Genomic DNA, 25,768 nt, shown 5'->3' on the forward strand with positions numbered 1-25,768 from the left:
AGAAATTACTTGTTGCGCTTGCCGAGCGTGCGCAGGCGCAGAGCGTTCAGCTTGATGAAGCCGGCTGCGTCCTTCTGGTCATAGGCGCCCTGGTCGTCTTCGAACGTAACCAGCTGGTCGGAATAGAGGGACTTGTCGCTCTCGCGGCCGATGACCATGACATTGCCCTTGTAGAGCTTCAGCGTCACTTCGCCTTCGACATGCTCCTGGCTCTTGTCGATCAGCGCCTGCAGCATTTCGCGTTCCGGCGAGAACCAGAAGCCGTAATAGATCAGCTCGGCGTAACGCGGCATGATCTCGTCCTTGAGGTGGGCAGCGCCACGGTCAAGCGTGATGGATTCGATGGCGCGGTGAGCGGCGAGCAGGATCGTGCCGCCGGGGGTCTCGTAGACGCCACGCGACTTCATGCCGACAAAGCGGTTTTCGACGAGATCGAGACGGCCGATGCCGTTGTCGCGGCCATAGTTGTTGAGTGCTGCCAGCAGTGTGGCCGGCGACATTTCGACACCGTTGATCGAGCAGGCATCACCCTTGCGGAAACCGACCTTGATGACGGTGGCCTTGTCGGGAGCAGCTTCCGGCGAGATCGTGCGCATATGCACGTATTCCGGAGCCTCGACGGCCGGGTCTTCCAGAACCTTGCCCTCGGACGAGGAGTGCAGGAGGTTGGCATCGACGGAAAACGGCGCTTCGCCCTTCTTGTCCTTGGCAACCGGGATCTGGTGCTGTTCGGCGAAGTTCAGGAGGTCCGTACGGCTCTTGAACGACCAGTCGCGCCAAGGAGCGATGATCTTGATATCCGGGTTAAGCGCATAAGCCGACAGTTCGAAACGAACCTGGTCATTGCCCTTGCCGGTGGCGCCATGCGCGATCGCATCGGCGCCGGTTTTTTTGGCGATGTCGATCAGATGCTTGGAGATCAGCGGACGGGCGATCGAAGTGCCGAGCAGATAGACGCCTTCGTATACGGCATTGGCACGGAACATCGGGAATACGAAATCGCGCACGAATTCTTCGCGGACGTCCTCGATATAGATTTCCTTGATGCCCATCATCTCGGCCTTCTTGCGGGCCGGCTCGAGTTCTTCACCCTGGCCGAGATCGGCGGTGAAGGTGACGACTTCAGCGTTCAGTTCGGTCTGAAGCCATTTCAGGATGATCGAGGTATCGAGACCGCCGGAATAGGCGAGAACGACCTTCTTTACGTCTTTGGGGAGAGCCATGGCGAAAATATCCGTCTGCGGGTGGTTGGCGGACAGCAGTCCGCCCAATTGGATCGCCGAACTTTTTAGCGAGTTTCGCGGGCCACGCAAGGGAAACCCGGTGAAACGGCATCAGAGATGCTGGCGAACGTTCATGCGCTGGTGGAGGATGCGGATGACAAGAACCTGGCGGTTCGCGTGGCGGTATATGATACGATGCGAACCGGACGCAAAACTGAGATACCCGTAATGGATATCGTCAATCGGCTTGCCGCGCTTTACGCCCGTCGCCAAAGCTTCCACCGAATTGATCAGTTCTTGGTAATAGCTGTCCGCCTGGACGATGGACCACGTGTCGCGGGTATAAAGCCAGATTTCCAGGAGATCCCGCTTCGCTCGTGGCGAAAGCTTGTAGCGCCTCAGCTCATCGCCCATGTTTACGATGGATCTCGGCCAGAAACGCATCCGGATCAAACGTCTCGGGCTCTCCCGAAGCCTCACCCTCCTCGATCGCGGTGCGGATCGCGTCAATGGCCGCCTCTTCGCTCTCCTTGAGCATCCGCAGGGCGTCTTCGATCACCGCGCTCTCGGACGGGTAACGGCCGTCATCGACCTGCTGCCTGACGAAGGCCGTCAATTCCTCATCCACGCTGATCGATGTGATCTCGCCCATCAGGCTTGCTCCGGTTGGCCATTCCGTCATGTTGACGCAGTATCGTCACCGTACCATATGCGTCCCCACCTTTGAACAGCAGCCTCGCAGAGGAGATCCGTCATGGCCGTTACCCATCCTGCCATCAAGAAGGATAATGTCGCCGTCGTCACCGGTGCGGCCTCCGGTATCGGACTTGCCGCCGCAAAAGAATTCGCCCGGCTTGGCATGTGTGTCGTACTCGTCGATCTGGAAGGCGACCGCCTTGCCGAAGCCACAAGCGAAGTCACAAGCTTCGCAGAAGACGGAGAAGCCGATGTCGTCGCCATACCGACCGATGTTTCGCGTATCGACCAGCTGGAAGCGCTGGAACGCGCCGTCATCCAGCGGTTTGGCCGCGTGCATGTGCTGATGAACAATGCCGGTATCCAGCCGGGCAGCAGCGTCTTCGGCCCGCAGGCAAACTGGGACAGCATTCTGGCCGTCAACCTGATGGGCATCATCAATGGCAGCCGCGTTTTGGGTCCCGGCATGATCGCGCACAAGGAGCCGGCCTTGATCATCAACACCGGCTCGAAACAGGGCATCACCACGCCGCCGGGCGACCCGGCCTACAATGTCTCCAAGGCCGGCGTGAAAGCCTTTACCGAAGCCCTGCAGCACGAATTGCGCAACACGCCGGAATGCAATGTCGAAGCCCACCTGCTGATCCCCGGTTTCGTGTTCACGCCCCTTGCTGCGGGTGGCCGCACGGAAAAACCGGAGGGGGCATGGACATCGGAACAGACGGTCGAATTCATGCTCCGGAGCATCGAACGCGGCGACTTCTACATCCTTTGCCCGGACAATGATGTCGATCGCGCCACCGACGAACGCCGCATGGCCTGGGCGATCGGAGACGTCATCGAAAACCGGCCGCCGCTGTCGCGCTGGCATCCCGACTATGCAGAGGCTTCCAAGGAATTCATCAGCGGTCGCTGATCCATTGGCAGGAACACGAAAGCCGGGTACACAAGCATATCGACCATCCGGCTTTCGAGTGCACCCATGGAATTCCTGCCCAGCATTGCCACCCTGCTTGCCTTCTCCGCCGCAGGCCTGCTTCTCGCACTGACCCCCGGCCCGGACATGACCCTGTCCATCAGCCGCGCGCTTGGCCAGGGCCGCAAGCCGGCAATGTTTGTGGTTCTCGGCACCAGCCTTGGCGTCGTCTGCCACACGCTTCTCGTCGCCTTCGGCGTTTCGGCGCTGATCACCGCATCGCCAACCGCGTTCTTTTTCCTCAAGACCGGCGGTGCCGCCTATCTGCTCTGGCTGGCAATCCAGGCGATCCGCTTCGGCTCAAGCCTGTCCGTTCAGAAGGTGGACAAGGCCGAAAGCAGTCCCTTCGCCAACATTTCCGTGGGATTTTGGGTGAATATCCTCAACCCCAAAGTCATTATCTTTTTCATGACTTTTCTGCCGCAATTCGTCACGGCGGGCGATCCGCATGTCACCAGAAAACTGATCTTCCTTGGCGTGTACTTCATCATCATCTGCATGCCGGTGAACGTGGCGGCAGTGCTCGCTGCCGATAAGCTGGCCGGCTGGCTGCAGGCCAATCCAAAATTTCTGCGCGGCATGGATTACACTTTTGCCGGCGTCTTTTCGGTGTTCGCCGCCAAAATCTTTCTGACGCAGGCCCGCTGAGCCATCGGTCAAAACGATCATAGACCTGCGGAAACTGCACGGCAGTCATGCCGTTAGACCTCTATCGTCCAAATTAGTTTTGATGCAAATCATTTGAATGCGCATCAATTCGAATGATCCCAAAGCCGTCTTTGGCGGCGCCGTCGTCGTGTTCGCCCGCCGCTGGCGAAATTTCATAGACCACAGACTTGCCGAGAGCGGCCTCACGGACGCCAGCTGGACGCCACTCATCTATCTCTACCGTCAAGGCGATGGCCTGCTGCAAAAGGAACTCGCAACGGCGTCTGGCCTCGACGATTCGAGCCTTGTCCGGCTCCTCGATATCCTGTCGAAACGCAATCTCGTCGAGCGGCGCATTGATCCGAACGATCGGCGCGCCCGCCGGCTTTATCTGACAGAGGAAGGCAGAAAGGCCGCGACGGCCATTCGTGCAAGGCTGGTGGCGCTCGAACACGAACTGCTGGAAGAGTTCGGTAATGGCGACATTGCCGCGATGCTGAACCTCTTCGAACGGGTGGAGACGAAGATTGAACAGGCAAGGGAGAAGGCGGGCAAACCGTGAGACATCTCCTTTCCTTCTTGACCGATATCGACCCCGCGCGCCTGCAGGCGACGGCGCGCACCGCCATTGCCTCCTGCGTGGCCCTCGGCCTCGGCACGTTGATTGGCCTCGATCACCCGCAATGGGCGGCAATGACCGTCTGGATCGTCGCCCTGCCGACGCGTGGCCAGCGTCTGGAACGAAGCCTCGCGCGTATTGCGGGGACGACGATAGGCGCGATGGCGGGCATCGGCTTCATCGTTTTGTCAGGCGGCAGTCCAATCGGCATCGTTCTCGGCCTTGCCCTGTGGCTGGGCCTTTGCGCCGGCACCGGCAATCTGCTGACCGGCCCGTTGTCCTATGTCAGCCTGCTGGCGGGATATTCCGCCGCCATGGTCACACTACTCGGTCATGGGCATGAAGACTCCATCGCGGCGCTTGCGCTCGATCGTATCCTGACGATCTGCCTCGGCGGCTTGATCGGGACGCTCGCCGCAATTTTCAGCACCACGAAACCCTCCGATATTGCCCAGGACACACGTGCCATTGTCGAAACCTTCCTCGATCATGTCGCGGCCGGCGGTCCCGACCGCCAACAGCGTGCGCAGCTGATCGCGGCGATGGCCGTGCTGGACGAAAAACTGGATGCCGTATCCGCAGGCTCGCTGCGTACACGCCGGCAAGCGCGCGATATCCGGCAATTGCTGGCAGCCATCATCGGATGCCTCACGGAGCCGAAACCACACGCACCAGGCAAGATCCCGCCGACGCCGGATCGGACGGGCACGCCGCTATGCGATGACGCCGTGGCAAACCGTATCGCGACACTGGCGGCGGACGTCGCATCATCATCACCGCATCTGGCCGCCTCGCTGACGGCAGTGGCGGCGGCATGGCGGCAGGCCAATCCAACCGCCGGTACGATCGACAGGGAGCGCCCGTCCCACCCCGCCCTGCCTCGGCATCGCGACCGGATCGGCGCAGGTCGTGCAGCCTTGCGTTCGGCCGGCGCCGTGGCCGCGACGGGTATGCTCTGGGTGATCACCGGCTGGCCGCTCGGGCCTTACATGGTGATGGGCGCGGCGATCATGACGTCGGTCTTCTCAACCTTTCCGACCCCTCACCTGCAGATGCGCTGGGTGGTTGGCGGTTCGGTTGCCGGCGCGCTGGCGGCAGTGTTCGCCCATCTGTTCATCCTGCCGATGGCCATGAGCGCAACGCTGGCAGCCCTTTTGAGCATGCCGCTCATTCTTCTTGGCGCACCGGTCATGGCGCATCGGCGGGTGGCGCTGGCCGGCATGGAATACAATCTCATCTACCTGCTGATGATGAACCCGAACCTGCCGGTCGATGACAATCTTGCGCGCGCGCTGCTGCAGGCAGTTGCCGTCGTGCTTGGTCCGGTCTGCGCCTATCTGGCGTTTCTGGCAGTCCCCATCGATCCGCGTCGACGGCTTGATTTCATCATCCGGCTGATCGTCTCCGAACTCACGGCCATTGCGAAAGGGGATTTTGACGACTTGAAGCGCCGCCGACACTGGCGTTTGCGCATTCATCACCGGCTGATGTTGCTGGCCCGATGGGCGCATCGCAGCGGTGGCACCGGTTCCCTTGCATCCGATGGCGGAATGACAGCACTTGCACTTGGCAACACGCTTCTGCATGTGCGGGACATGGCGGCAAGGCCGGCCCTGTCCGCAGGATCGCGACGCGCGCTGAAGGCGACATTGTCGAGTGTCGCCACCCTGCCCGAAAAGCCGGAACGCGTGACCCGGCTTTTAAGAACGGCTGCAAAGACCCTGACAGAAATCGATCCGCAGAGTGCCGCGGGCCTCACCGAAACCGCCGGCCTGCTGGCCGCCAATCAGGATTTCTTCAGGCGCGCAGGCTGACCGGAAAGGACGAACTCAATCGTCCTCGCCGTGGCCCGCAATCATCATCGCCTCGAAAGCCAGGCGATCGGTCTTGCGCATGCGTTCCGATTCCGATTTCAGCTGCCCGCAGGCAGCCAGAATGTCACGACCACGCGGCGTGCGGATCGGCGACGCGTAACCGGCCTGATTGATGAAATCGGCAAACTTTTCGATCGTTGCCCAGTCCGAGCACTGGTAGTTTGTGCCCGGCCACGGGTTGAACGGGATCAGGTTGATCTTGGCCGGCACGCCCTTCAGCAACTGAACCATCGCCTTAGCGTCTTCCAGGCTGTCGTTGACGTCCTTCAGCATCACATATTCGAATGTGATGCGGCGGGCATTCGACAGGCCGGGATAGTTGCGGCAGGCGTCGATCAGTTCCTTCAACGGATATTTCTTGTTGATCGGCACCAGCATGTCACGCAGCTCGTCGCGCACGGCATGCAGCGAGATGGCCAGCATCACGCCGATTTCGTCACCGGTACGGAAAATTTCCGGCACGACGCCCGAGGTCGATAGCGTCACGCGACGCTTGGAGAGGGACAGACCATCTCCATCCGTGGCGATCAGAAGCGCCGTCTTGACGTGGTCGAAATTATAAAGCGGCTCGCCCATGCCCATCATGACGATATTGGTGACCTTGCGGTCACCTGTCGGCACAAAAGCGCCAGGCGGCGTGTCGGCACCCGGAAAGTCGCCAAGCCGGTCGCGGGCCAGAAGAAGCTGGCTGAGAATTTCCTCGGCAGTCAGGTTACGAACCAGGCGCTGCGTACCGGTGTGACAGAAGGAACAGGTCAGCGTACAGCCGACCTGGCTGGAAATGCACAGCGTGCCGCGGCCTTCTTCGGGAATATAGACCGTCTCGATCTCGACCGGACGACCGGCACCGCGCGGCGGAAACCGCAGCAGCCACTTGCGCGTGCCATCGTTGGAAATCTGCTCCTCGACGATTTCCGGACGGGCAATGGTGAAATGCGCCTTCAGCATTTCGCGCATGTCCTTGGCGACATTGGTCATCGCGTCGAAATCGGAAACGCCGCGAATGTAAAGCCAATGCCACAGCTGGCTGACGCGCATACGCACCTGCTTTTCGGGAATGCCCTTTTCTTTCAGAGCCGCGCCCATCTGTTCGCGCGACAAACCGATCAGCGATGGCTTGGAACCGAAAAGATCCGGATTGGCGACAAGCGGCTTCTTGGCGACGACGCCTGGCGCAAAAACCTCTGTGACTGACATGTTCTATCCCGTTCGAGCACATGACCAGCGCCACCGCGAAACAGGCGGATAAGGCTAGGGGCATGTCTGTTCGTGAAACCTGAAACGGCCGCGGCAACGTGTGGCCTGACCCTGTTGAGCCGGGCTTTATCATCAAAATGCCGCCGCGTCACCCTGTCTTGGAAAAACGACGAAGGCCGGTCTTGCGACCGGCCTTTCTCTGAAACGCGCAATAAAATTCTTACTTGCAGGATTCGATCTGCTTGAGAGCAGCCGAAATACCGGCGAGCGAATAGGCGTAGGACGTCTTGGTGCCGCGGCCGGAAACGGCGCTGACGCTCATGTTCGTGCCGGTCTTCATGGCGGCGACCAGGGCCGGCTCTTCGGCAGCATTCTCCACCCAGGCAGCCTTTTCCTTGGTGAACATGACAAAATTCTTGCCATCGATAGTGACAGTGACCTTGGAATTGGCCTGCATCGTGTAGCCCATCATTGCCTGCGGTTCGTAGGAGATGTTCTGGCCCGGACGCTGCGAAACGATGAAGAAGATGTCCCCATGATCGACGGAAGCAGGTTCCTTGGTGGTCGGAACCGACAGGACGTAGCAGACCGTGCCGTTACCCTGCTTGTAGGAATATGCGCCCCAGGCCTTGAACTGCTGAATACGGTTCGGCGCCTGTGCGGCGGCAATGCTCGTGCCTGCCAGCATGAGGCTCAGCGCAATGGCAATCTGTCTTGCAAACATGGGTTTCCTGCCAATTTTTTTATGAACGGTCGACCGGAAGTCCCTGCGGGCGTGGTCGCGATCGCTCTATTTTGACCAAATTCTGGTTACCAAACCGTGAAGAACGGTCCTGAAAGGGAAGGAGGTGTACCACTTCCGGCATCATGGGACATTTCGCCTGAACCCGGTTTTAACCACGTTTTTGACTTTGTTTCACCTGAAGTTCGAATGTGGGCCTGTGCGCCCCTCATATTTTACTGACACAAGGAATGGGGCAACAGTTTGTCCTCTTCCAATACGCTGTTTTGACATTAGAATAGCTGAATACGAGACGGATTTTTGATGAATGACGGACGAAGTGCTCAGCGACAGTGACCAGAAAGATCGCTTCGCCGCTCTGGCAAGGGCTGTCGCAGAAGATCGCGACCAGCTTGCATTTCGCCAATTGTTCGATCATTTCGCGCCACGCCTGAATTACTGGCTGCATCGCCGCGGCCTTGCCAATGAGGAAGCGGAGGAAATCGTTCAGGAGGTCATGACGGTTCTCTGGCACCGCGCCCAACTCTACGACGTCAATCGCTCGTCGCTTTCGACATGGCTGTTCCGCATTGCCCGCAATCGCCATATCGACCTGCAACGCCGCATCAAGACCAGGATGATCGACGGCAAGGAACCGCTGCTACAGATCGATGACGTGCCCGGCATGGAGACCATGCTGGAAAGCGAGGAGCGTGAGGCGCAAGTGCGCGAGGCATTGACCCGCATTCCCGGCGAGCAGATGGAGCTGGTGCGCGCCTCGTTTTTCCTCGGTTATTCGCATAGCGAAATCGCCGCCTGCACCGGCCTGCCGCTCGGCACGGTCAAATCGCGCATACGACTTGCGTTCGAGCACCTGCGCAAAGCGCTCGATAATTCAGATCGATTGTCGTCGTAATGGATCTTTATTTGGCGGCGGAGGCTGCAGCGACATCCGTCTCGTCAGCCAGGGCACGGTCGGCAGCCTCGTAATGCTCGTCGGTGATGTGGACGCTGATCATCTTGAGCGCTGCCGCAAGCACCGCGACATCATCCGTAAAGCCGGCCACCACAAGAAAATCCGGGATGATATCGATCGGCAACACGAAATAACCGAGCGCCGCCAGCAATACACCCTTGGCCCGAGTGGGCGTTTTCGAATCGGTGGCGCAATAGAAGGCGGCAACCAGATCTCGCGAAAACGGAACGTAGCGGGCCGCCTTGCGAAGCGTCGGCCAGAATTTGGCTTTCACCTGCGTCTCGCGGCGATTTTGAGTTTCCTCGTCGCCGGCCAACAGTATCTCACCGATTTTCACGTCATCCATAAAAGCGTCTCCGAAGCGAACCCCGTGGAGCCCCTCATATGGCCATGACAGGCCATACCTTCAATCCTGGCCAGCAACGCTATCCATCAAATGCGCCAGCTTGAAGTCAAGCTCGGTCAGTCCACCGGCATCATGCGTCGACAGCGTCACATCGACCTTTGAGTAGACGTTGAACCATTCCGGATGATGATCGAGCTTCTCCGCAAAAAACGCGCATTGCGTCATGAAGCCGAAAGCCTCGACAAACGTCTTGAACTTGAACGTCCTGACGATGGCCTTGCCATCATCCCGCAAGGCCCAGCCGGAAAGGTTTGCCAGTTCACCTTCAATGGATTTTGCTTCGAGTTTCTGGGGTCGCATCATGCACCTTTGAAATCGATCGGAAGCCTTCAGTAGAGGCTGGTCTCATGAAGCTCGCCGCCCGCATGGCTCGCCCCCCATGATTCGTTCAGCGGAAAGATTTCCTCTGTCACGTAAGGTCCGCCACCGACAGATTCCTTCGATGACAGAAGGACGAAACGGCCGGCCGTAAACGGCATGGCATGGAAATTCCCGCGACCGCCGAGATAATGCACGACATCATCCAGGCGGCAGGATTTCAGCCGTCCCAGCGTCACATGCGGCATGAACTTTCTCGGCTCGGCAGGCAGGCCAATACGCTGGCAGATCCGTTCGATCTCACCCTGCAAGGCAGCCATTTCGGGGGATGGCGTGACACCTGCCCAGACCGAATGCGGCTTCTTAGAGCCGAAGGAACCGATACCGTTGATACTGATCTGGAATTCCTGCCGGTCGATCCGGTCCAGCCGGTCAACGATTTCGTCGGCAGTGCGGTTATCGACATCGCCGATGAAGCGAAGAGTGATGTGATAGTTCTCCACATCGATCCAGCGTGCTCCGGGTATTCCGCCCCGCAGCAGTGACAGGCTCATCGCGACATTGCGCGGTATCTCGAGGGCGGTGAAAAGTCTCGGCATGGGGACCTCCTCGAATCTCTCGGATCTGACAACAGCGGAACATGCATGACGGTTCCGTGCAACCTACTATTTCTTCTCCATAAGAATAGAGCGAACAAAGTTCTGCATAACCGGCAGAGAGCGCTCGACCATGACCTTCACACCCTCTGCATTGGGATGCATGCCATCGTCCAATTGCAGCGATTGTTGGGCTGCAACGCCATCGAGAAAGAATGGATAGAGCGGCACATCATATTTTTCCGAAAGCTTTTTATAGATCGGATTGAAACGCTCGGCATATTCGCCGCCCATGTTCGGCGGCGCCATCATGCCCGCCAGAACTACAGGAATGCCTCGCTCTTTCAGCCGCGCCAGAATGCCGTCGAGGTTCTTTTCGCTCTGCTCAGGCGAAATACCGCGCAACGCGTCATTGGCGCCGAGTTCGACGATCACGCCTGCCGTGCCATCCGGCACCGACCAGTCGATGCGCGACAGTCCGCCGGATGTTGTATCACCGGAAACGCCGGCATTCGTGATCGTGACGCTCAGCCCTTCGACCTTTAGCGCCGCTTCCAGCTGCGCCGTGTAGGATTCGTTTGGAGGCAATTGATAACCCGCCATCAGGCTGTCGCCAAAACCGACGATCTGGACGGATTGGGTTGGTGCGGGGCTTTGTGCCACGGCAGAAAAGGCCGTTAACGACAACGTGGTTATGACGGTGAAGTGAAGTGCGAGCGCTTTCAATCCCATGAAGACCTTCCTAGATTGCCAACCTGTTCGCCGGCCCCTTGCCGACATCCCATCATGACCGCTGTGTACATGCCAATATAGGACGCCTGCGCGTGACTAAAACCATCATCGAGCTGAAGAAGGCTGATCTTACCCTCGGCAGCGCCGCCGCATCCGTGCATGTATTGAAGAATATCGACGTCCAGATCGGCCGCGGCGAAGCCGTCGGCATCGTTGGCCCATCCGGTTCGGGCAAATCGACCCTGCTGATGGTTCTCGCCGGCCTGGAACGGCTCGATAGCGGCGAGATCGTCATTCTCAACACCCCGCTCCACCAGCTTTCCGAGGATGGCCTGGCGGATTTCCGCGGCCGCAATATCGGTATCGTCTTCCAGTCGTTTCACCTGATCGCCAACATGACCGCAATCGAGAACGTTGCCGTGCCGCTGGAACTGGCCAATGCGCCGAACCCGTTCGAAACCGCGCGCCAGGAGCTGATCGCAGTCGGCCTCGGTGAACGTCTCAATCACTATCCCGGCCAGCTGTCCGGCGGTGAGCAGCAGCGCGTGGCGATCGCCCGTGCGCTTGCCCCCTCGCCTTCGGTTCTGATCGCCGACGAGCCGACCGGCAATCTCGACACCGAGACCGGCCGTCAGATTGCCGACCTCCTGTTTTCAAAACAGGCCGAACGCGGCATGACCATGCTGCTCGTCACCCACGACAACGCACTTGCAGCTCGCTGCTCGCGGCAGATACGCGTGCGCTCAGGCGAAATCGTTGCCGAAGGTGCAGCACCCGGTAGTGTCGGAGAAGCAATCCGCGCATGAGAAACAGCACGTCCGCCCGCCTGTCGATCGCACTTCGCCTCGCCCTTCGCGAAATGCGCGGCGGCCTTTCCGGGTTTTACATCTTTCTCGCCTGTATCGCGCTCGGCACCGGCGCCATTGCCTCGGTGAATTCCGTTTCGCGCGCCATAACCGGCGCGATCGCAACCCAGGGCCAGAGCCTGCTAGCCGGCGACGTGCGTTTCGAACTGAACAATCGCGAGGCAAGCGAGGAGGAGCGTACATTCCTCAACGGCCTCGGCACGGTATCGGTCTCCACCAACCTCCGCTCGATGGCGCGGCTGCCGGATGGCTCCGACCAGACGCTTGCCGAGGTGAAGGCCGTCGATGGCGTTTATCCGCTCTATGGTCAATTGAAGACCGAGCCGAACATGCCGATCACCAATCTCCTCACCCATGAGGACAACGTGTATGGCGCGATCGCTGCGCCGCTATTGCTCGATCGTCTCGGCATCTCGGTTGGCGACGAATTGCTGCTCGGCAACGCGCGTATCAAGATCAAGGGCACGATCGTCACCGAACCGGATGCGGTCTCTGAAGGTTTTGGCTTTGCGCCGCGCCTGCTGATTGCCCGTGATGCCCTTACCGCATCCGGCCTGATCACCACCGGCAGCCTTGTCGAACATGCCTACCGCATCAAGCTGGCAGACCCGACCACAAGCAAGGCCGTTGTCGCCAGCGCCAACAAACAGTTCCCGAGTGCCGGCTGGTCTGTTCGCAGCAGCGATCGCGCAGCGCCGTCGCTGACGGAAAATGTCGACCGCTTTTCGCAGTTCCTGACGCTTGTCGGCCTCACCGCCCTCATCGTCGGGGGTGTCGGCGTCGCCAACGCCGTGCGCGCCTTCCTCGATAGCAAGCGCACCACCATCGCCACGCTGAAATGCCTCGGTGCACCCGCTTTCGTCGTCACCATCACCTATCTGTTCCAGATCCTCATTCTGGGCGGCGTCGGCATTGCCATCGGCCTTGCCGTCGGCGCCATCGCGCCCTTCATCGCCCTGCGTTTTCTGGATGGCGCATTGCCCGTTCCGGCCGAAGTCACGCTTTATCCGTCCGCACTCGGCATCGCAGCCCTGTTCGGCCTTCTGACGACCTTTGCCTTTGCCATCCTGCCGCTTGGCCATGCCCGCGAAGTACCGGCCACAGCGCTCTTCCGCGAACAGGGTTTTGAGCAGGCCCGCCTGCCCTCCTGGCCCTACCTCGCGGCCGGTGGCGTTGCCTTGGCAGCCCTTGCGGCACTGGCGATCTTCGCCGCCGAAGACCGATTTATCGCCTCCATTTTCCTCGGTGCGGTTGCTGCGGCATTCGTGCTGCTGCGCATTGTTGCAGGTGGCATATCGGCGCTGGCGCGCCATTGCCCGCGTGTCTCTTCGCCCGCCCTGCGACTGGCGATCGGCAACATCCATCGTCCCGGTGCGCTCACTTCGTCCGTTGTCCTGTCGCTCGGCCTCGGCCTGGCGCTGTTGGTCACACTGACGCTGATCGACGGCAATCTGCGCCGCCAGTTGAACGGCACGATGACGCAGAACGCCCCCAATTTCTTCTTCGTCGATATCCAGAGCGCCGAGCGCCAGGGTTTTGTCGATATCCTGAAGCAGCAATCTCCGCAGGGCACGATCACCGAAGTGCCGATGTTGCGCGGACGCATTCTCGCCTTCAACGGTGAGGACGTCGCCAAGATGAACGTGCCGCCATCGGGACGCTGGGTTCTGCGCGGCGATCGCGGCATCACCTATGACGCCAGTCTGCCGACCGGCTCGAAACTGGTCGAAGGCGAATGGTGGTCTGAAGATTATACCGGTGAACCGCTCGTTTCCTTCTCGGCGGAAGAAGCGGGCGAACTGGGGCTGAAGATCGGAGACACAGTTACCGTCAACGTGCTTGGCCGCAACATCACCGCCAGGATCGCCAACTTCCGTAAGATCGAGTGGGAATCGCTTTCGATCAACTTTGTCATGGTCTTTTCGCCCAACACGTTTCGGGGCGCGCCACATGCGTGGCTGGCAACGCTGACGGATGCCGGCGCATCACCGCAGGCCGAGGCCGCCATCCTCAGAACAGTGACCAACGCGTTCCCGACCATCACCAGCGTTCGCGTCAAGGACGCGATCGACATTGTCGATCAGTTGGTGGGACAGCTCGCGACTGCCATTCGCGCGGCCGCCGCCGTGGCGCTGATCGCCTCCGTGCTGGTGCTGGCCGGCGCACTTGCTGCCGGCAACCGCGCCCGCACCCATGATGCCGTGATCCTCAAAACGCTCGGTGGCACGCGCTCCATGCTGATCCGCGCCTTCAGCTACGAATACATGATCCTCGGCACGGCAACGGCCATCTTTGCCCTGTTCGCCGGCACCGGTGCGGCCTGGTATGTGGTGGCAAAGATCATGCGCCTGCAATCGACCTTCATGCCGGATGTCGCCGTGCTGACGCTGGTGATCGCGCTGGTGCTGACGGTCGGTATCGGTCTTGCCGGCACGTGGCGCATTCTGGGACAGAAGGCGGCACCCGTATTGCGCGAACTTTGATATATGGGCCTGACGATCGTCAGGCCCCGACCGCATGTGCGCATTAAATTTTCTCCACTTTCAGGATTCGGGCTTCAAAGCCTTGAATGATAACGCAACTGCCAGCATATTCTCTTCATGCTTGCTGGAGCTCCGCAGCGGCGACCGGCATTTGCCCGCACACCGAAACGATCTGGGAGCTTTGAGAGGAAACCATGGCTGATCCCTACAACTACCAAAACCGCATGGCACGCGGCGGCGTACAGTCGGGCGCGATGATCGATCAGGGCCTTCGGTCCTATATGCTCAAGGTCTACAACCTGATGGCGCTCGGTCTTGCGATCACCGGCCTGGCTGCCTACGGCACCTATACCGCAGCGCTCAGCAGCCCGGCATTCGCACAAGCCATCTTTGGCTCGCCGCTTCGCTGGGTGGTAATGCTGGCGCCGATCGCGCTCGTCTTCTTCCTCAGCTTCCGCATCCATAAGATGAGCGTTTCTGCAGCGCAGACGACGTTCTGGATCTATGCGGCGCTGATGGGTCTTTCACTGTCGTCGATCTTCATGGTCTATACCGGCCAGAGCATCGTTCAGACGTTCTTCGTGACCGCCGCTTCCTTCGGCGCGCTGTCGCTTTACGGCTACAGCACCAAGAAGAACCTGTCGGCAATGGGTTCGTTCCTGATCATGGGCCTGTTCGGCCTGATCATCGCCTCGATCGTCAACATCTTCCTCGCATCTTCAGCACTCGGCTTCGCCATCTCGGCAATCGGCGTGCTGATCTTCGCGGGCCTCACCGCCTACGATACGCAGAAGATCAAGGAAATGTATTACGAAGGCAACGACGCCACCACGACCGGCCGCATGGCCATAATGGGCGCGCTGACCCTGTATCTCGACTTCATCAACCTCTTCCTGTTCATGCTGCGCTTCCTTGGAAACCGCGATTAATCAGGAATTCGTCCATTCTGGAAAGGCGGGGCTTCGGCTCCGCCTTTTTATTGCCGCCCTTAGGGGCTGGGCATAGGTTTGGTCCCACCGAACAACATCAGGCCTCTCCATGACCTTTCGCCTGCGCGACGCAACGCCTGCCGATCTTGCCGCCATTACGGAAATCTACCGTGACAGCGTTCTCAACGGCACGGCGAGTTATGAAATTGCACCGCCGGATCAGACGGAAATGGCTGGCCGCTTTCAGGCCATCAGGGACAAGGGCTATCCATACATCACTGCCGAGGACGATGACGGCACGCTTCTGGGGTATGCCTACGCTTCGGCTTTCCGTACCCGCCCCGCCTATCGCTGGCTGGTGGAAGATTCGATCTATCTGGCGCCGGAAGCCCGTGGCAAAGGCGTCGGCAAGGCGCTTTTGAAGGAATTGCTGATCCGCTGCGAAGCACTCGGATTCCGCCAGATGGCAGCCGTCATCGGTGGCGCCAGCCCGGCCTCGGTCGCGGTCCACAAAAGCCTAGGCTTCGAGATGACGGGTACCATGAAAGGCACCGGTTTCAAGCACGGTAAATGGCTGGATACGGTGTTCATGCAGATTGCACTTGGCGATGGAACGAACACCGCACCGGACCCTGCGACCTATCCCGGTTCGCTTTTTAGCGAATAAGCAAAAGCGAGCCGGTCAATCGACCAGCTTCAACACCTTGTCGAAGACCTTCAGCACCTGCTGAAGCTCATGGCCACGTTTCAGGATCGTTCCATGCGTATTGACCACCGAAAAGGCGCCCTGCTTGGCGGCAAGTTTCGGATTTTTCTCGATACGGAAAAGCGGCATTTCACCCGATCGCTTGAAGACGGAAAAGATCGCTTTCTCGCTCGTGTGATCGATCGCATAATCCTTCCACTCGCCCTCACCCACCATGCGTCCATAGATCCACAGGATGGCGTCGAGTTCGCGCCGGTGAAAGGTCACGGGCAGCGGATCGAGATTTTTTCTATACTGGTTGAGATCGACAACAACGGTACCGTCTTCGGGTTTTGATCCCCTCGGAAAATCCGGCTGATCAGTCATCACGGCTCCAGATCGACTATTGCAGAGATATGACAGTGTGCCTCAGCAGCCATAAAATGCAAGACGCAGACGGTTGAGCCAGAGACACCTTACAAAATCAGCGGATGCAATCGACCAAGGTTATTTTTCTCGCCGCATTTCGGTCAAAACAGCGCCCGAATCCGAGGCGAGATTGGCTTTGTTGGTTGACGCCTTTGCGTCAAACAAGCCCGATCCGGAGCGCTGACCCTTACCCCCAGCCCCCCAACGCCTCGGATCGGGCAACCAACACCCTTCCAGACATCAGCAATATCCGGTCTCGTCACGAATCATTTTTTGATGGAAAGCGTCAGTCGCGCTTGCGTCCGGCCATCAGCATGGTTGCGCCGACAATGGCTGCGGGTTCGCCACCTGGCTTGGAAGACTGCAGCAGAATGGCGCAGCCATCCTTCTTGCCCTTGCCCATGGTGCGGGCAGGTACAGTGATCTTCATGTCCTTGCCATCCCACATGCCGACGGTCTGCACATCGTAAACGCTGTGCCAGTATTCCATCTGCTTGCCGGTGTTCTCGCCCTTCTGGACCTCGACCTTTTCCTTCTTGGTGAAATAAGCGATCACGATATCGGCCTTGCCGGTGCCGGCGCCGATATTGATCTCGATCTCTTCACCGTTCATGGCGGCCTTCACCGGCACTGTCAGACCCTGGCCGGCCGTTTTCATGCCGTCCATCTTTCCGTTGATGGCGGTAAGGTCGGTTCCGATCAGGTGATCACGGCCATTGACGACGGCCTGCGGGGTATAGACGCCGCTGCGCCCGAAGGCATGAGCATAACCGTACTGGCGCTCGGTGTTTTCCTTGGAGCTCAGCGTATCGGTCCAGCCGAGATAGTTCCAGTAATCGACATGATAGGAGAGCGCGACGACATCGCCCTGCTCGACCAGCTTCTTCAAGGCGGCGTCTGCCGGCGGACAAGAGGCACAGCCTTGCGAGGTGAACAGCTCAACGACGCCCTTCGGCTCCGCAATATCGCCAGCACAGGCAAGACCGGCAGAAAACAGGCCGATCAGGAATGCGGCGCTACGGACAGTCGAAAACATCGAATAAAACCCTCTGGCGAACCGGCAATCACAACGGTGACAGTACGGTCACGCACATCTCATCCTGCAAAATAGTCAATCCATGTAGTCAAACGGAAGTCACAACAGGGTGAGGACCAGATACGTGATCGGTGCCTCTGTCATGTTTCTTGACGATTTGCCATGAATTGCTGAAAAAACTACGAGCGTCAAATCAGTTTCAGCAAGCCTTGGGTCAAATAGACGGCACCGACAGCTGTCACGACCCAGCGGGTCCAGCTTCGGAAGTTTGCGTCCGTCATTTTCTGCAGGATACCGTTGCCGGCACGCGCGCCGAGTATGGCGATTGGAGCCGCGATCAACACAGCGATGGCATCGACCGTTGGAAGCTGTGAAGCAGCATCCCAGTAAAAGGCGATCTTCGCCATATGTGACAGTGTCTGAATGGATGCCTTTGTCGCAATCACCTTGCGGCGGTCCATCTGGGTGCGAATGAAGAAGATATCGACCGTAGGACCCGCCACGCCGACGCTGATCGTCATGCCGCCCGAAAGCAGCCCCGCCAGAAAGGCGTGCGAAGGACGCGATGCATCGAGCTTCAGCTTGTTGACCGGCAACCAGACGAGGATGGGCATCAGGCCGACGCCGATCAGCACCACCATCAGGTTGGGCGTATAACTGGTCAGGAACAGGATCACGGCCGACAGCGCCACGCCGGAACACAGGACGGCAAGGATTTTCCAGTCGATATACGCGCGCGAGAACCATGCGCGGGAACCGTTCGACACCATCTGGATGACGCCCTGAATCGCGATTGCCGTGCCGACGGGATAGAGAAACAGCAGCACCCAGAGCAGGATCAGCCCGCCTGCCATGCCGAAAATGCCGGAGAGCAGCGACGTCAGGAAGACGGTGACTGCCATTCCGATGAAAATGATGAGGGACAAGGGTGGGAAACCTGAAAATGCGATGCGGATTTATGGATTGAAAGAAACGCCCGCCGAATGAACCGGCGGGCGCTGTATCGGCGAACTCAGGCAGCCAGATCGCGAAGAACCGTCTGCAGAATGCCGCCATTGTTCATGTAGATGACCTCGTCGAGCGTATCGATGCGGCACAGGATCTTGACGTCCTTCTCCGTGCCGTCAGCGTACGCGATCTTGGCAATCTTCCACTCACGCGGCTTGATATCGCCTTCCAGCCCCTCGATGGTGACGGTCTCATCACCCTTGAGGTTGAGCGAAGCCCAGGTCGTGCCCTCTTCGAAAGTGAAGGGAACCACGCCCATGCCGACCAGATTGGAGCGGTGGATACGCTCGAATGACTGGGCAATCACAGCCTTGACGCCAAGCAGGTTGGTGCCCTTTGCAGCCCAGTCACGCGACGAACCGTTGCCGTATTCGACACCGGCGAAGATGACCAGCGGCGTGCCTTCTTCCTTGTACTTCATCGCCGCATCATAAATCGACAGCTCTTCCTTGGACGGGTAGTGAATGGTGTAGCCACCTTCCTTGCCGTTCGGGCCGAGCATGTGATTGCGGATGCGGATGTTGGCGAATGTGCCGCGCATCATCACTTCGTGATTGCCGCGACGTGTGCCGTACTGGTTGAAGTCGGCAACAGCGACGCCGTTTTCCGTGAGGTAGGCGCCTGCCGGCGACGAAGCCTTGATCGAACCGGCCGGGGAAATGTGGTCGGTGGTGATCTTGTCGCCGAACAGACCGAGGACGCGGGCGCCCTTGATGTCCTTGAGACCGGTTCCCTTTTTGCCCATGCCGACAAAATAAGGCGGGTTCTGCACATAGGTGGAGTTGTTGTCCCAGGCATAGGTATCACCATCCGGGATCTGTACGGCCTGCCAGTTTTCATCGCCCTTGAAAACGTCCGCGTATTTGCTCTCGAACAGTTCGCGGGTGACGTATTTCTGGATGAACTCCTGCACTTCGGCAGAGGTCGGCCAGACATCCTTGAGGAAGACCGGCTGGCCATCGCTGCCAATGCCGAGCGGCTCCGTCGTCAGATCCTTCTGCACCGTGCCGGCCAGCGCATAAGCGACAACGAGCGGCGGCGAAGCCAGATAATTGGCCTGGACGTCCGGCGAGATACGGCCTTCAAAATTGCGGTTGCCCGAAAGCACGCCCGAAACGATCAGGCCCTTGTCGTTGATCGTCTTCGAGATCGGCGCCGGCAGCGGGCCGGAATTGCCGATGCAGGTGGTGCAGCCGAAACCGACAAGGTTGAAGCCGAGCGCATCGAGATCATTTTGCAGGCCGGACTTGGCAAGATATTCGCCGACGACCTGGGATCCTGGTGCAAGCGAGGTTTTCACCCAAGGCGCAGTCTTCAGACCCTTGGCAACGGCGTTGCGGGCCAGCAGGCCGGCAGCGATAAGAACCGAGGGGTTGGACGTGTTGGTGCAGGACGTAATGGCGGCAATCGCGACGTCGCCATGGCCGAGATCAAAATCGGTGCCTTCGACCGCATAGCGGTTTTCCAGCTGACCCGGCTTCTTGTATTCGGTGTCCATCGAGCCGGCGAAACCGGAGGCGATGCCTTCCAGTGGAATACGGCCTTCCGGACGTTTTGGGCCGGCCATGGACGGCACGACGTCGTTGAGATCGAGTTCCAGCGTATCGGTAAAGACGAGATCGGCACCGTCATTGTCGCGCCACATGCCTTGCGCCTTGGAATAGGCTTCGACGAGCGCGATGCGCTCCTTGGTGCGGCCGGACATGTTGAGATAGTTGACGGTTTCGGCATCGACGGGGAAGAAGCCGCAGGTAGCACCGTATTCCGGGCCCATATTGCCGATCGTCGCACGGTCTGCGACCGGCATGTTGTCCATGCCCGGACCGAAAAATTCGACGAACTTGGAAACGACGCCCTTCTTGCGCAGCATCTGCACGACGGTCAGCACGAGGTCGGTCGCGGTGACGCCTTCCTTCAGCTTGCCGGTCAGCTTGAAGCCAATGACTTCCGGCAGAAGCATGGAAACCGGCTGGCCGAGCATGGAGGCTTCGGCCTCGATGCCGCCGACACCCCAGCCGAGCACGCCAAGGCCGTTGATCATCGTGGTATGAGAGTCGGTGCCGACGCAGGTATCGGGATAGGCGGTAACTTCGCCATCTTCCTCATTGGTCCAGACCGTCTGGCCAAGATATTCGAAATTCACCTGATGGCAGATGCCGGTGCCGGGCGGCACGACGCGGAAATTCTTGAACGCCTGCTGGCCCCACTTGAGGAAGCGGTAACGCTCGCCATTGCGCTGGTATTCCAGCTCGACATTGCGGGCAAAGGCGGTCGGCGTGCCGAATTCGTCGACGATGACCGAGTGGTCGATGACGAGGTCGACGGGCACGAGCGGATTGATTTTCTGCGCATCGCCACCGAGCGACTTGATGCCGTCGCGCATGGCGGCGAGATCGACAACCGCCGGCACGCCGGTAAAGTCCTGCATCAGCACACGGGCGGGGCGATAGGCAATTTCAGCCTCGGCCTTGCCCTTGTTGTTGAGCCATGCGGCAACGGAAAGGATCTGCTCCTTCGTGACGGACTGGCCGTCTTCGAAGCGCAGAAGGTTTTCCAGCAGCACCTTCATGGAAAAGGGCAGGTTGGAAACGCCTGCAAGGCCGTTCGCTTCGGCTTTGGGCAGGCTGTAATAGACATAGTCCTTACCGCCTACGGTAAGGACGGAACGACATTGAAAGCTATCAATAGATTTGGCCACGGAAAATAACCCCGCTGATATCAAGAGCCAACACGCGCGTGCGGACGCCTATGCACTTGGAAATGCACTATAGGATGCGGGTGCGACCATTTCCGCTGTCCGCACGAGAAGATTTATGGTCTTCAGGTCCGGCGCTGAGTGGAAATCACGCCGGCCGCTGGCGTGGTTGCCATGTATATAGATAGTTTCTAAGAAGCCTTCCAGATGCTTTGACGCAGAGCACGAAACATTTTTGCGATCAGATGTTTGAAAACTTGACGAAAGCCCGCAGATGCGACTGACGGTAGACGCCCTGAGCGCGCGACGCGGAGAAGACCTTATTTTCAAGGATATCTCCTTCACGCTCGGTGCAGGAGAAAGCCTGATCCTGACCGGCCGCAACGGCTCGGGCAAGTCCACCCTGCTGCGCGCCATCGCCGGATTGCTGCACCCGGAAAGCGGACGGGTGATCTGGATTTCGGACGGCGCGGAAGACGGTATGCGAGCGGCGGAAGCCTGCCACTATCTCGGCCACCGCAACGCCATGAAGGCAGAATTGTCAGTGCGCGAAAACCTCGAATTCTGGCAAAGCTTTTTCGGCGATTTTGCCGGCGGTCAGGGCATGTCGATCGGCGAGGCGGCGGAAGCGGTCGGGCTCGGCGGCATAACTCACCTACCCTTCGGATATCTGTCCGCCGGCCAACAGCGCCGCATGGCCTTCGCCAAGCTGCTTGTCGCCTGGCGCCCGGTCTGGATCCTCGATGAGCCGACGGCAGCACTTGATGTGAGTGCGGAAAGCGTTTTTACCGCCTTGATCAAGACCCATCTCGGCAAGGGAGGCATCGTGCTGGCGGCCACCCATCAGCCGCTTGGGCTAGAGAATACCCAGGAATTGAAGATGACGGGCTTTGCCGGTGTTATGGAGAGCATGTGGTGATACAGCTTCATTATCGCCTCCCCCCGGCAGCCCCCCTCTGCCCTGCCGGGCATCTCCCCCTCAAGGGGGGAGATCGGCTGGGCGCACATCCCGCAAACCACTTTAGCCTTTCCGTGCAACACAAGGTTCTTGGAGAAATTACAGTCAGGCGCCTTGTGATCTCCCCCCTTGAGGGGGAGATGCCCGGCAGGGCAGAGGGGGGTAACCGCACCCACGAGGCTCAGCCACAATGATCGCCCTTCTCCTCCGCGACGTCAAACTTTCCGTCCGCGCCGGTGGCGGGGCACTGATCGGCGTCCTGTTCTTCATGACGGTGGTCGCCGTGATCCCGTTCGGCGTCGGTCCTGACCTCAACCTGCTGTCGCGCATCGGCCCGGCCATCGTCTGGATCGGCGCGCTCTTATCGTCGCTGCTTGGCCTAGACCGCATGTTCCAGACCGATCGCGAAGATGGCTCGCTTGACCTTATCCTCATGCAGGAACACCCGCTGGCGCTGACCGTGCTCGTCAAATGCCTGGCGCACTGGCTCGGCAACGGCCTGCCGCTGGTGATCGCCTCGCCGCTTCTCGGTCTGTTCATGAACATGGACGAGGTGGCGATCGGTGCGACAATGCTGACGCTTCTGGTCGGCACGCCGGCACTCACCTTTATCGGTGCTGTCGGTGCCGCCGTGGCCGTCGCACTGCCGCGTGGTGGCCTGCTGGTTTCCATTCTGGTCCTGCCGCTGGCCGTCCCCGTTCTGATTTTTGGCGTCAGCGCTTCATATGCCGCCGTGCAGGATCCCGCTCCCTTCATGCCGCCGTTCCTGATACTGGTGGCGATCACGATGTTTTTTGCCGTTCTTGGCCCGCTGGGTGCGGCACTGGCTTTGAGAAACGCCGGCGATTGACTAGAAGCAAAGCCGTGGCCCGCCCCATCAAGTAGAAAGCCCCATGCCTCAAACTGCTGTTTTGACCAAGCTGACAGATCTCGCCAACCCGACGCGGTTTCTGAGCCTTGCTGCGCGCATCCTGCCATGGATGGCGGGGATCACCGCGATCCTGTTCGCGATCGGCCTTTACCTGAGCTTTGCCGGCGAAGGCGATTACCAGCAGGGCATGACGGTGCGCATCATGTATGTGCATGTGCCGGCCGCCTGGCTGTCGATGATGTGTTATTCGGTGATGGCAGCGTCGGCGATCGGCACGCTGGTCTGGCGTCATCCGCTGGCCGATGTTTCCCATAAGGCGGCCGCCCCGCTCGGTGCGGCCTTCACGCTGATCGCGCTCGCTACCGGTTCGCTGTGGGGCAAGCCGATGTGGGGCACATGGTGGGTGTGGGATGCACGCCTCACCTCCGTTTTCGTGCTGTTCCTGATGTATCTCGGCCTGATCGCGCTCAACCGCGCCATGGACGATCCGGGCAAGGCAGCGCGTGTTTCGTCCGTGCTGATCCTCGTCGGTTTCGTCAACATTCCGATCATCAAGTTTTCGGTCGACTGGTGGAACACGCTGCACCAGCCGGCCAGCGTCATCCGCATGGGCGGCTCAACGATCGACAGCACCTTTCTCTGGCCGTTGCTGATCATGGCCATTGCCTTCACCATGCTGTTTTTCACGCTACATGTGGCTGCGATGCGCAATGAAATCTGGCGCCGCCGCGTCAGCGCGCAGCGCCGAATGGCGGCTCGCATGGCCGGCCAGAAAACGGACAATACCGCTGAGAAGGGTGCGTGACATGACCCATACATTCTACATCGCCATGTCATACGGCATCGCCGCCCTGATCAGCCTCTGTCTGATCGCCTGGGTCTGGCTGGATGGCCGGGCCCGGAGCAGAGAGCTGGCGGAACTCGAAGCGTCCGGCATTCGCCGCCGCTCGACCCCGAAGCCAGAAGGCGAAAAGGCATGACCAACACGCAACCGACGGAACAGAAACAGCGCGAAGGTGAGCGTCGCGGTTTTGGCCGTTATGCGCTGGCGCTCATCCCACTTGCCGTTTTTGCCGGTTTTGCCGCCATTGCCGGTAAGATGCTTTACGATCAGGACGTGAACGGTCGTGACGTCTCGGCAATTCCTTCAGCGCTGATCGGCCAGAAAGCACCAACGCTCGCGATGCCGGCACTTGACGGCTCAAACCTGCCGGCGCTCAACGCAGATGCCATCAAGGGCAAGCTGACGCTGGTCAACGTGTTTGCATCCTGGTGCGTACCGTGTCGGCAGGAACATCCGATCCTGAAAAGCCTTGCCGAACAAGGCCAGTTGAACATCGTCGGCATCAACTACAAGGATCGCAACGACAACGCGCTGCGTTTCCTCGGCGAACTCGGCAATCCCTACAAGGCGATCGGCGTCGATCCGAACGGCAAGGCGGCGATTGACTGGGGGGTTTACGGCATTCCGGAAAGTTATCTGGTCGGCCCGGACGGCACGATCCTCTACAAGAAGGTCGGTCCCTTCGACAGCCAAAGCCTGACCAATGGCCTGCTGCCGGCCATGGAAAAAGCGCTCTCGAAATCCTGAACAGCGCAGATGACCGGCGGCTCAGGCCGCCGATATGCTGTGAATGCTTGCCGAGCTTTCCGGCCGCTGACGACCTTCGATGACGACACGGTTACGACCGGTGTCCTTGGCAGCGTAAAGGCAGGAATCGGCTCGCGAAATCGCCTCATGAACCGAGCGGTCGTTGCGTGAGACGGTGGATACGCCAAAACTTGCCGTGACCTTGCGACGAATGCCGGTTGTTTCCCAGCGACGGTTGGCAAAGGCGTGGCAGATGACCTCCGCATGCACACCGCCCTCGGTGAGTGACATGCCGGGCAGGAAGGCAACGAATTCCTCCCCGCCGAACCGGGCAATCAGCGCCCCTTCCGGCAACTGTCGGCGGAACATTTCAACCAGAATGGTGATGACCACATCGCCGGCCGCATGGCCGTAATCGTCATTGACCCGCTTGAAGTGATCGACATCGCTGCAGATGACCACGCCACGCTCGCTTAATTCACCAAGCTCGGCAATGGCACGATCGAAACCGCGGCGGTTAAGCGCATTGGTCAGCGGATCGCGATGGGCCGCATCCTGATGACCTCCGATGACATCGAGGACCGTTGCCGCAAGCGCCGTCAGCGCCATCAGGAAACCGATAATGCTGGCGCCGACCTGCATGAAGAAGGCGTAGTCCGATGCCAGAAAGCGATCGAAGCCCATATAGGACTGGTCGGCCAGCACGAACGACATGGTAACCAATCGCACCAGGGTCTCGATGAACACGAGGCTGACGATACCGAACAACGCGATATCGATTGGACGGCGCAGATCGCGAACCACGGCGGCAAGCGGCAGGGCGATGAGAACCAAGCAGAAGACGTCGCTGGACAACAACTCGCCACGCATGCTGTCCGCGATCAGGACGAAGTAACCGATGGCGACCATCCCGATCGCCCAAAGCGCCATACGTGCTTTACGAAGACGCGGGCGGCGGAAACGCAGGAGAAGCGCGTCACCGAACAGATAGAAGCCGGTGAAGAAGAAGGCATTCGCCAGAACAGCCTGTCCGCGTGCCGGAAGGAAACCAAGCAGCAAGGGCGTGGCAAAGCCGAGAGCGGCGGCGATATAACCAAAACCCCAGGCAGGGGCACTGCGGTCGCCCAGGCGCGCCGCCCCGAAAAACACCAGACCGAAGGTCAGGAAAATGAAGGGCAGCAGATAGGCGAAATTATCCTGGGATTCCATGTCGTCCTCGCGACGCGGCCTAAGGG

The 25,768-nt window shown here is 59.5% G+C and carries 28 protein-coding genes; 14 read left to right on the plus strand and 14 right to left on the minus strand.

Features of this window, described 5'->3' with window-relative positions:
- Nucleotides 1-5 precede the first annotated feature (5 nt).
- The 3 genes from AAIH70_RS19815 to AAIH70_RS19825 form a co-directional block, all read right to left on the minus strand.
- Nucleotides 6-1,223, minus strand: coding sequence for an argininosuccinate synthase (locus tag AAIH70_RS19815; RefSeq protein WP_132277299.1), 1,218 nt, complete (start codon nt 1,221-1,223; stop codon nt 6-8).
- A gap of 111 nt (nt 1,224-1,334) precedes the next feature.
- Entirely contained in the window at nt 1,335-1,637 is a 303-nt protein-coding gene (locus AAIH70_RS19820; RefSeq protein ID WP_165932078.1) for a type II toxin-antitoxin system RelE/ParE family toxin, read from the minus strand.
- Nucleotides 1,627-1,875 carry a type II toxin-antitoxin system ParD family antitoxin gene (locus tag AAIH70_RS19825; protein ID WP_132277303.1) on the minus strand — a complete coding sequence of 83 codons (249 nt, stop codon included), beginning with the start codon at nt 1,873-1,875 and terminating at the stop codon, nt 1,627-1,629. Before AAIH70_RS19825 ends, AAIH70_RS19820 begins: the two co-directional genes overlap by 11 nt.
- A gap of 102 nt (nt 1,876-1,977) precedes the next feature.
- On the opposite strand from AAIH70_RS19825, the gene AAIH70_RS19830 reads away from it, so the two are divergent.
- The 4 genes from AAIH70_RS19830 to AAIH70_RS19845 all read left to right on the plus strand — a co-directional run bounded on the left by AAIH70_RS19830 (nt 1,978) and on the right by AAIH70_RS19845 (nt 5,976).
- Nucleotides 1,978-2,835, plus strand: a complete 858-nt coding sequence (locus AAIH70_RS19830) for an SDR family NAD(P)-dependent oxidoreductase (RefSeq protein ID WP_132277305.1) — start codon at nt 1,978-1,980, stop codon at nt 2,833-2,835.
- Nucleotides 2,836-2,901: 66 nt separating this feature from the next.
- On the plus strand, nt 2,902-3,543 hold the full coding sequence (locus tag AAIH70_RS19835; protein WP_132277307.1) for a LysE family translocator: 642 nt from the start codon (nt 2,902-2,904) through the stop codon (nt 3,541-3,543).
- A gap of 97 nt (nt 3,544-3,640) precedes the next feature.
- Nucleotides 3,641-4,105 (plus strand): MarR family winged helix-turn-helix transcriptional regulator, encoded by a 465-nt coding sequence (locus tag AAIH70_RS19840; protein WP_132277309.1) that lies wholly within the window; start codon nt 3,641-3,643, stop codon nt 4,103-4,105.
- Nucleotides 4,102-5,976, plus strand: a complete 1,875-nt coding sequence (locus AAIH70_RS19845) for an FUSC family protein (protein ID WP_132277311.1) — start codon at nt 4,102-4,104, stop codon at nt 5,974-5,976. Before AAIH70_RS19840 ends, AAIH70_RS19845 begins: the two co-directional genes overlap by 4 nt.
- Before the next feature lie 15 nt (nt 5,977-5,991).
- On the opposite strand, the gene rlmN is transcribed toward AAIH70_RS19845, so the two are convergent.
- Nucleotides 5,992-7,233 carry a 23S rRNA (adenine(2503)-C(2))-methyltransferase RlmN gene (gene rlmN / locus AAIH70_RS19850; RefSeq protein ID WP_132277313.1) on the minus strand — a complete coding sequence of 414 codons (1,242 nt, stop codon included), beginning with the start codon at nt 7,231-7,233 and terminating at the stop codon, nt 5,992-5,994.
- Nucleotides 7,234-7,453: 220 nt separating this feature from the next.
- Entirely contained in the window at nt 7,454-7,957 is a 504-nt protein-coding gene (locus tag AAIH70_RS19855) for an invasion associated locus B family protein (RefSeq protein ID WP_132277315.1), read from the minus strand.
- Between the two features lie 325 nt (nt 7,958-8,282).
- Between AAIH70_RS19855 and AAIH70_RS19860 the strand changes: the two genes are divergently transcribed.
- On the plus strand, nt 8,283-8,870 hold the full coding sequence (locus tag AAIH70_RS19860) for a sigma-70 family RNA polymerase sigma factor (RefSeq protein ID WP_132277317.1): 588 nt from the start codon (nt 8,283-8,285) through the stop codon (nt 8,868-8,870).
- A gap of 7 nt (nt 8,871-8,877) precedes the next feature.
- Here the strand turns inward: AAIH70_RS19860 and AAIH70_RS19865 are convergent, their stop codons facing one another.
- The 4 genes from AAIH70_RS19865 to AAIH70_RS19880 all read right to left on the minus strand — a co-directional run bounded on the left by AAIH70_RS19865 (nt 8,878) and on the right by AAIH70_RS19880 (nt 10,982).
- A complete protein-coding gene (locus AAIH70_RS19865) occupies nt 8,878-9,276 on the minus strand; it encodes a YkvA family protein (RefSeq protein WP_132277319.1) in 399 nt (132 codons plus the stop codon).
- Nucleotides 9,277-9,336: 60 nt separating this feature from the next.
- Nucleotides 9,337-9,636 (minus strand): 4a-hydroxytetrahydrobiopterin dehydratase, encoded by a 300-nt coding sequence (locus AAIH70_RS19870; RefSeq protein ID WP_132277321.1) that lies wholly within the window; start codon nt 9,634-9,636, stop codon nt 9,337-9,339.
- Between the two features lie 29 nt (nt 9,637-9,665).
- Nucleotides 9,666-10,253, minus strand: coding sequence for an RNA 2',3'-cyclic phosphodiesterase (gene thpR / locus AAIH70_RS19875; protein ID WP_132277323.1), 588 nt, complete (start codon nt 10,251-10,253; stop codon nt 9,666-9,668).
- 66 nt (nt 10,254-10,319) lie between these two features.
- The gene (locus tag AAIH70_RS19880; RefSeq protein WP_132277325.1) at nt 10,320-10,982 is read right to left on the minus strand and encodes an arylesterase; all 663 of its coding nucleotides are present in this window, start codon (nt 10,980-10,982) and stop codon (nt 10,320-10,322) included.
- A 92-nt stretch (nt 10,983-11,074) separates the two neighbouring features.
- Here AAIH70_RS19880 and AAIH70_RS19885 point away from each other — a divergent pair, with 92 nt between their 5' ends.
- From AAIH70_RS19885 to AAIH70_RS19900, 4 genes are all read left to right on the plus strand, one after another.
- The gene (locus AAIH70_RS19885) at nt 11,075-11,788 is read left to right on the plus strand and encodes an ABC transporter ATP-binding protein (protein WP_132277327.1); all 714 of its coding nucleotides are present in this window, start codon (nt 11,075-11,077) and stop codon (nt 11,786-11,788) included.
- Nucleotides 11,785-14,331, plus strand: coding sequence for an ABC transporter permease (locus tag AAIH70_RS19890; protein WP_132277329.1), 2,547 nt, complete (start codon nt 11,785-11,787; stop codon nt 14,329-14,331). Before AAIH70_RS19885 ends, AAIH70_RS19890 begins: the two co-directional genes overlap by 4 nt.
- Before the next feature lie 194 nt (nt 14,332-14,525).
- A complete protein-coding gene (locus AAIH70_RS19895) occupies nt 14,526-15,260 on the plus strand; it encodes a Bax inhibitor-1/YccA family protein (RefSeq protein ID WP_132277331.1) in 735 nt (244 codons plus the stop codon).
- A gap of 109 nt (nt 15,261-15,369) precedes the next feature.
- Nucleotides 15,370-15,927 carry a GNAT family N-acetyltransferase gene (locus AAIH70_RS19900; RefSeq protein WP_132277333.1) on the plus strand — a complete coding sequence of 186 codons (558 nt, stop codon included), beginning with the start codon at nt 15,370-15,372 and terminating at the stop codon, nt 15,925-15,927.
- A gap of 15 nt (nt 15,928-15,942) precedes the next feature.
- On the opposite strand, the gene AAIH70_RS19905 is transcribed toward AAIH70_RS19900, so the two are convergent.
- The 4 genes from AAIH70_RS19905 to acnA form a co-directional block, all read right to left on the minus strand.
- Nucleotides 15,943-16,332, minus strand: a complete 390-nt coding sequence (locus AAIH70_RS19905; protein ID WP_132277335.1) for a DUF2794 domain-containing protein — start codon at nt 16,330-16,332, stop codon at nt 15,943-15,945.
- Nucleotides 16,333-16,660: 328 nt separating this feature from the next.
- Nucleotides 16,661-17,410 (minus strand): DUF1223 domain-containing protein, encoded by a 750-nt coding sequence (locus AAIH70_RS19910; RefSeq protein WP_132277337.1) that lies wholly within the window; start codon nt 17,408-17,410, stop codon nt 16,661-16,663.
- A 188-nt stretch (nt 17,411-17,598) separates the two neighbouring features.
- Complete coding sequence (locus AAIH70_RS19915) at nt 17,599-18,336, minus strand: sulfite exporter TauE/SafE family protein (protein ID WP_207908279.1); 738 nt, start codon at nt 18,334-18,336, stop codon at nt 17,599-17,601.
- Between the two features lie 86 nt (nt 18,337-18,422).
- Complete coding sequence (gene acnA, locus AAIH70_RS19920) at nt 18,423-21,116, minus strand: aconitate hydratase AcnA (RefSeq protein ID WP_132277339.1); 2,694 nt, start codon at nt 21,114-21,116, stop codon at nt 18,423-18,425.
- A 271-nt stretch (nt 21,117-21,387) separates the two neighbouring features.
- Between acnA and ccmA the strand changes: the two genes are divergently transcribed.
- From ccmA to AAIH70_RS19945, 5 genes are all read left to right on the plus strand, one after another.
- Nucleotides 21,388-22,032, plus strand: a complete 645-nt coding sequence (gene ccmA, locus AAIH70_RS19925) for a heme ABC exporter ATP-binding protein CcmA (RefSeq protein WP_132277341.1) — start codon at nt 21,388-21,390, stop codon at nt 22,030-22,032.
- 229 nt (nt 22,033-22,261) lie between these two features.
- Complete coding sequence (ccmB, locus tag AAIH70_RS19930; RefSeq protein WP_132277343.1) at nt 22,262-22,921, plus strand: heme exporter protein CcmB; 660 nt, start codon at nt 22,262-22,264, stop codon at nt 22,919-22,921.
- Nucleotides 22,922-22,964: 43 nt separating this feature from the next.
- Complete coding sequence (locus AAIH70_RS19935; protein WP_132277345.1) at nt 22,965-23,747, plus strand: heme ABC transporter permease; 783 nt, start codon at nt 22,965-22,967, stop codon at nt 23,745-23,747.
- A gap of 1 nt (nt 23,748) precedes the next feature.
- Complete coding sequence (gene ccmD / locus AAIH70_RS19940; RefSeq protein WP_132277347.1) at nt 23,749-23,922, plus strand: heme exporter protein CcmD; 174 nt, start codon at nt 23,749-23,751, stop codon at nt 23,920-23,922.
- The gene (locus AAIH70_RS19945; protein ID WP_132277349.1) at nt 23,919-24,533 is read left to right on the plus strand and encodes a DsbE family thiol:disulfide interchange protein; all 615 of its coding nucleotides are present in this window, start codon (nt 23,919-23,921) and stop codon (nt 24,531-24,533) included. Before ccmD ends, AAIH70_RS19945 begins: the two co-directional genes overlap by 4 nt.
- Nucleotides 24,534-24,554: 21 nt before the next feature.
- Here the strand turns inward: AAIH70_RS19945 and AAIH70_RS19950 are convergent, their stop codons facing one another.
- The gene (locus AAIH70_RS19950; protein WP_430035214.1) at nt 24,555-25,742 is read right to left on the minus strand and encodes a GGDEF domain-containing protein; all 1,188 of its coding nucleotides are present in this window, start codon (nt 25,740-25,742) and stop codon (nt 24,555-24,557) included.
- Nucleotides 25,743-25,768 lie beyond the last annotated feature (26 nt).

Source organism: Neorhizobium sp. BT27B (genome assembly GCF_050455485.1).
Taxonomy (GTDB): Bacteria; Pseudomonadota; Alphaproteobacteria; order Rhizobiales; family Rhizobiaceae; genus Neorhizobium.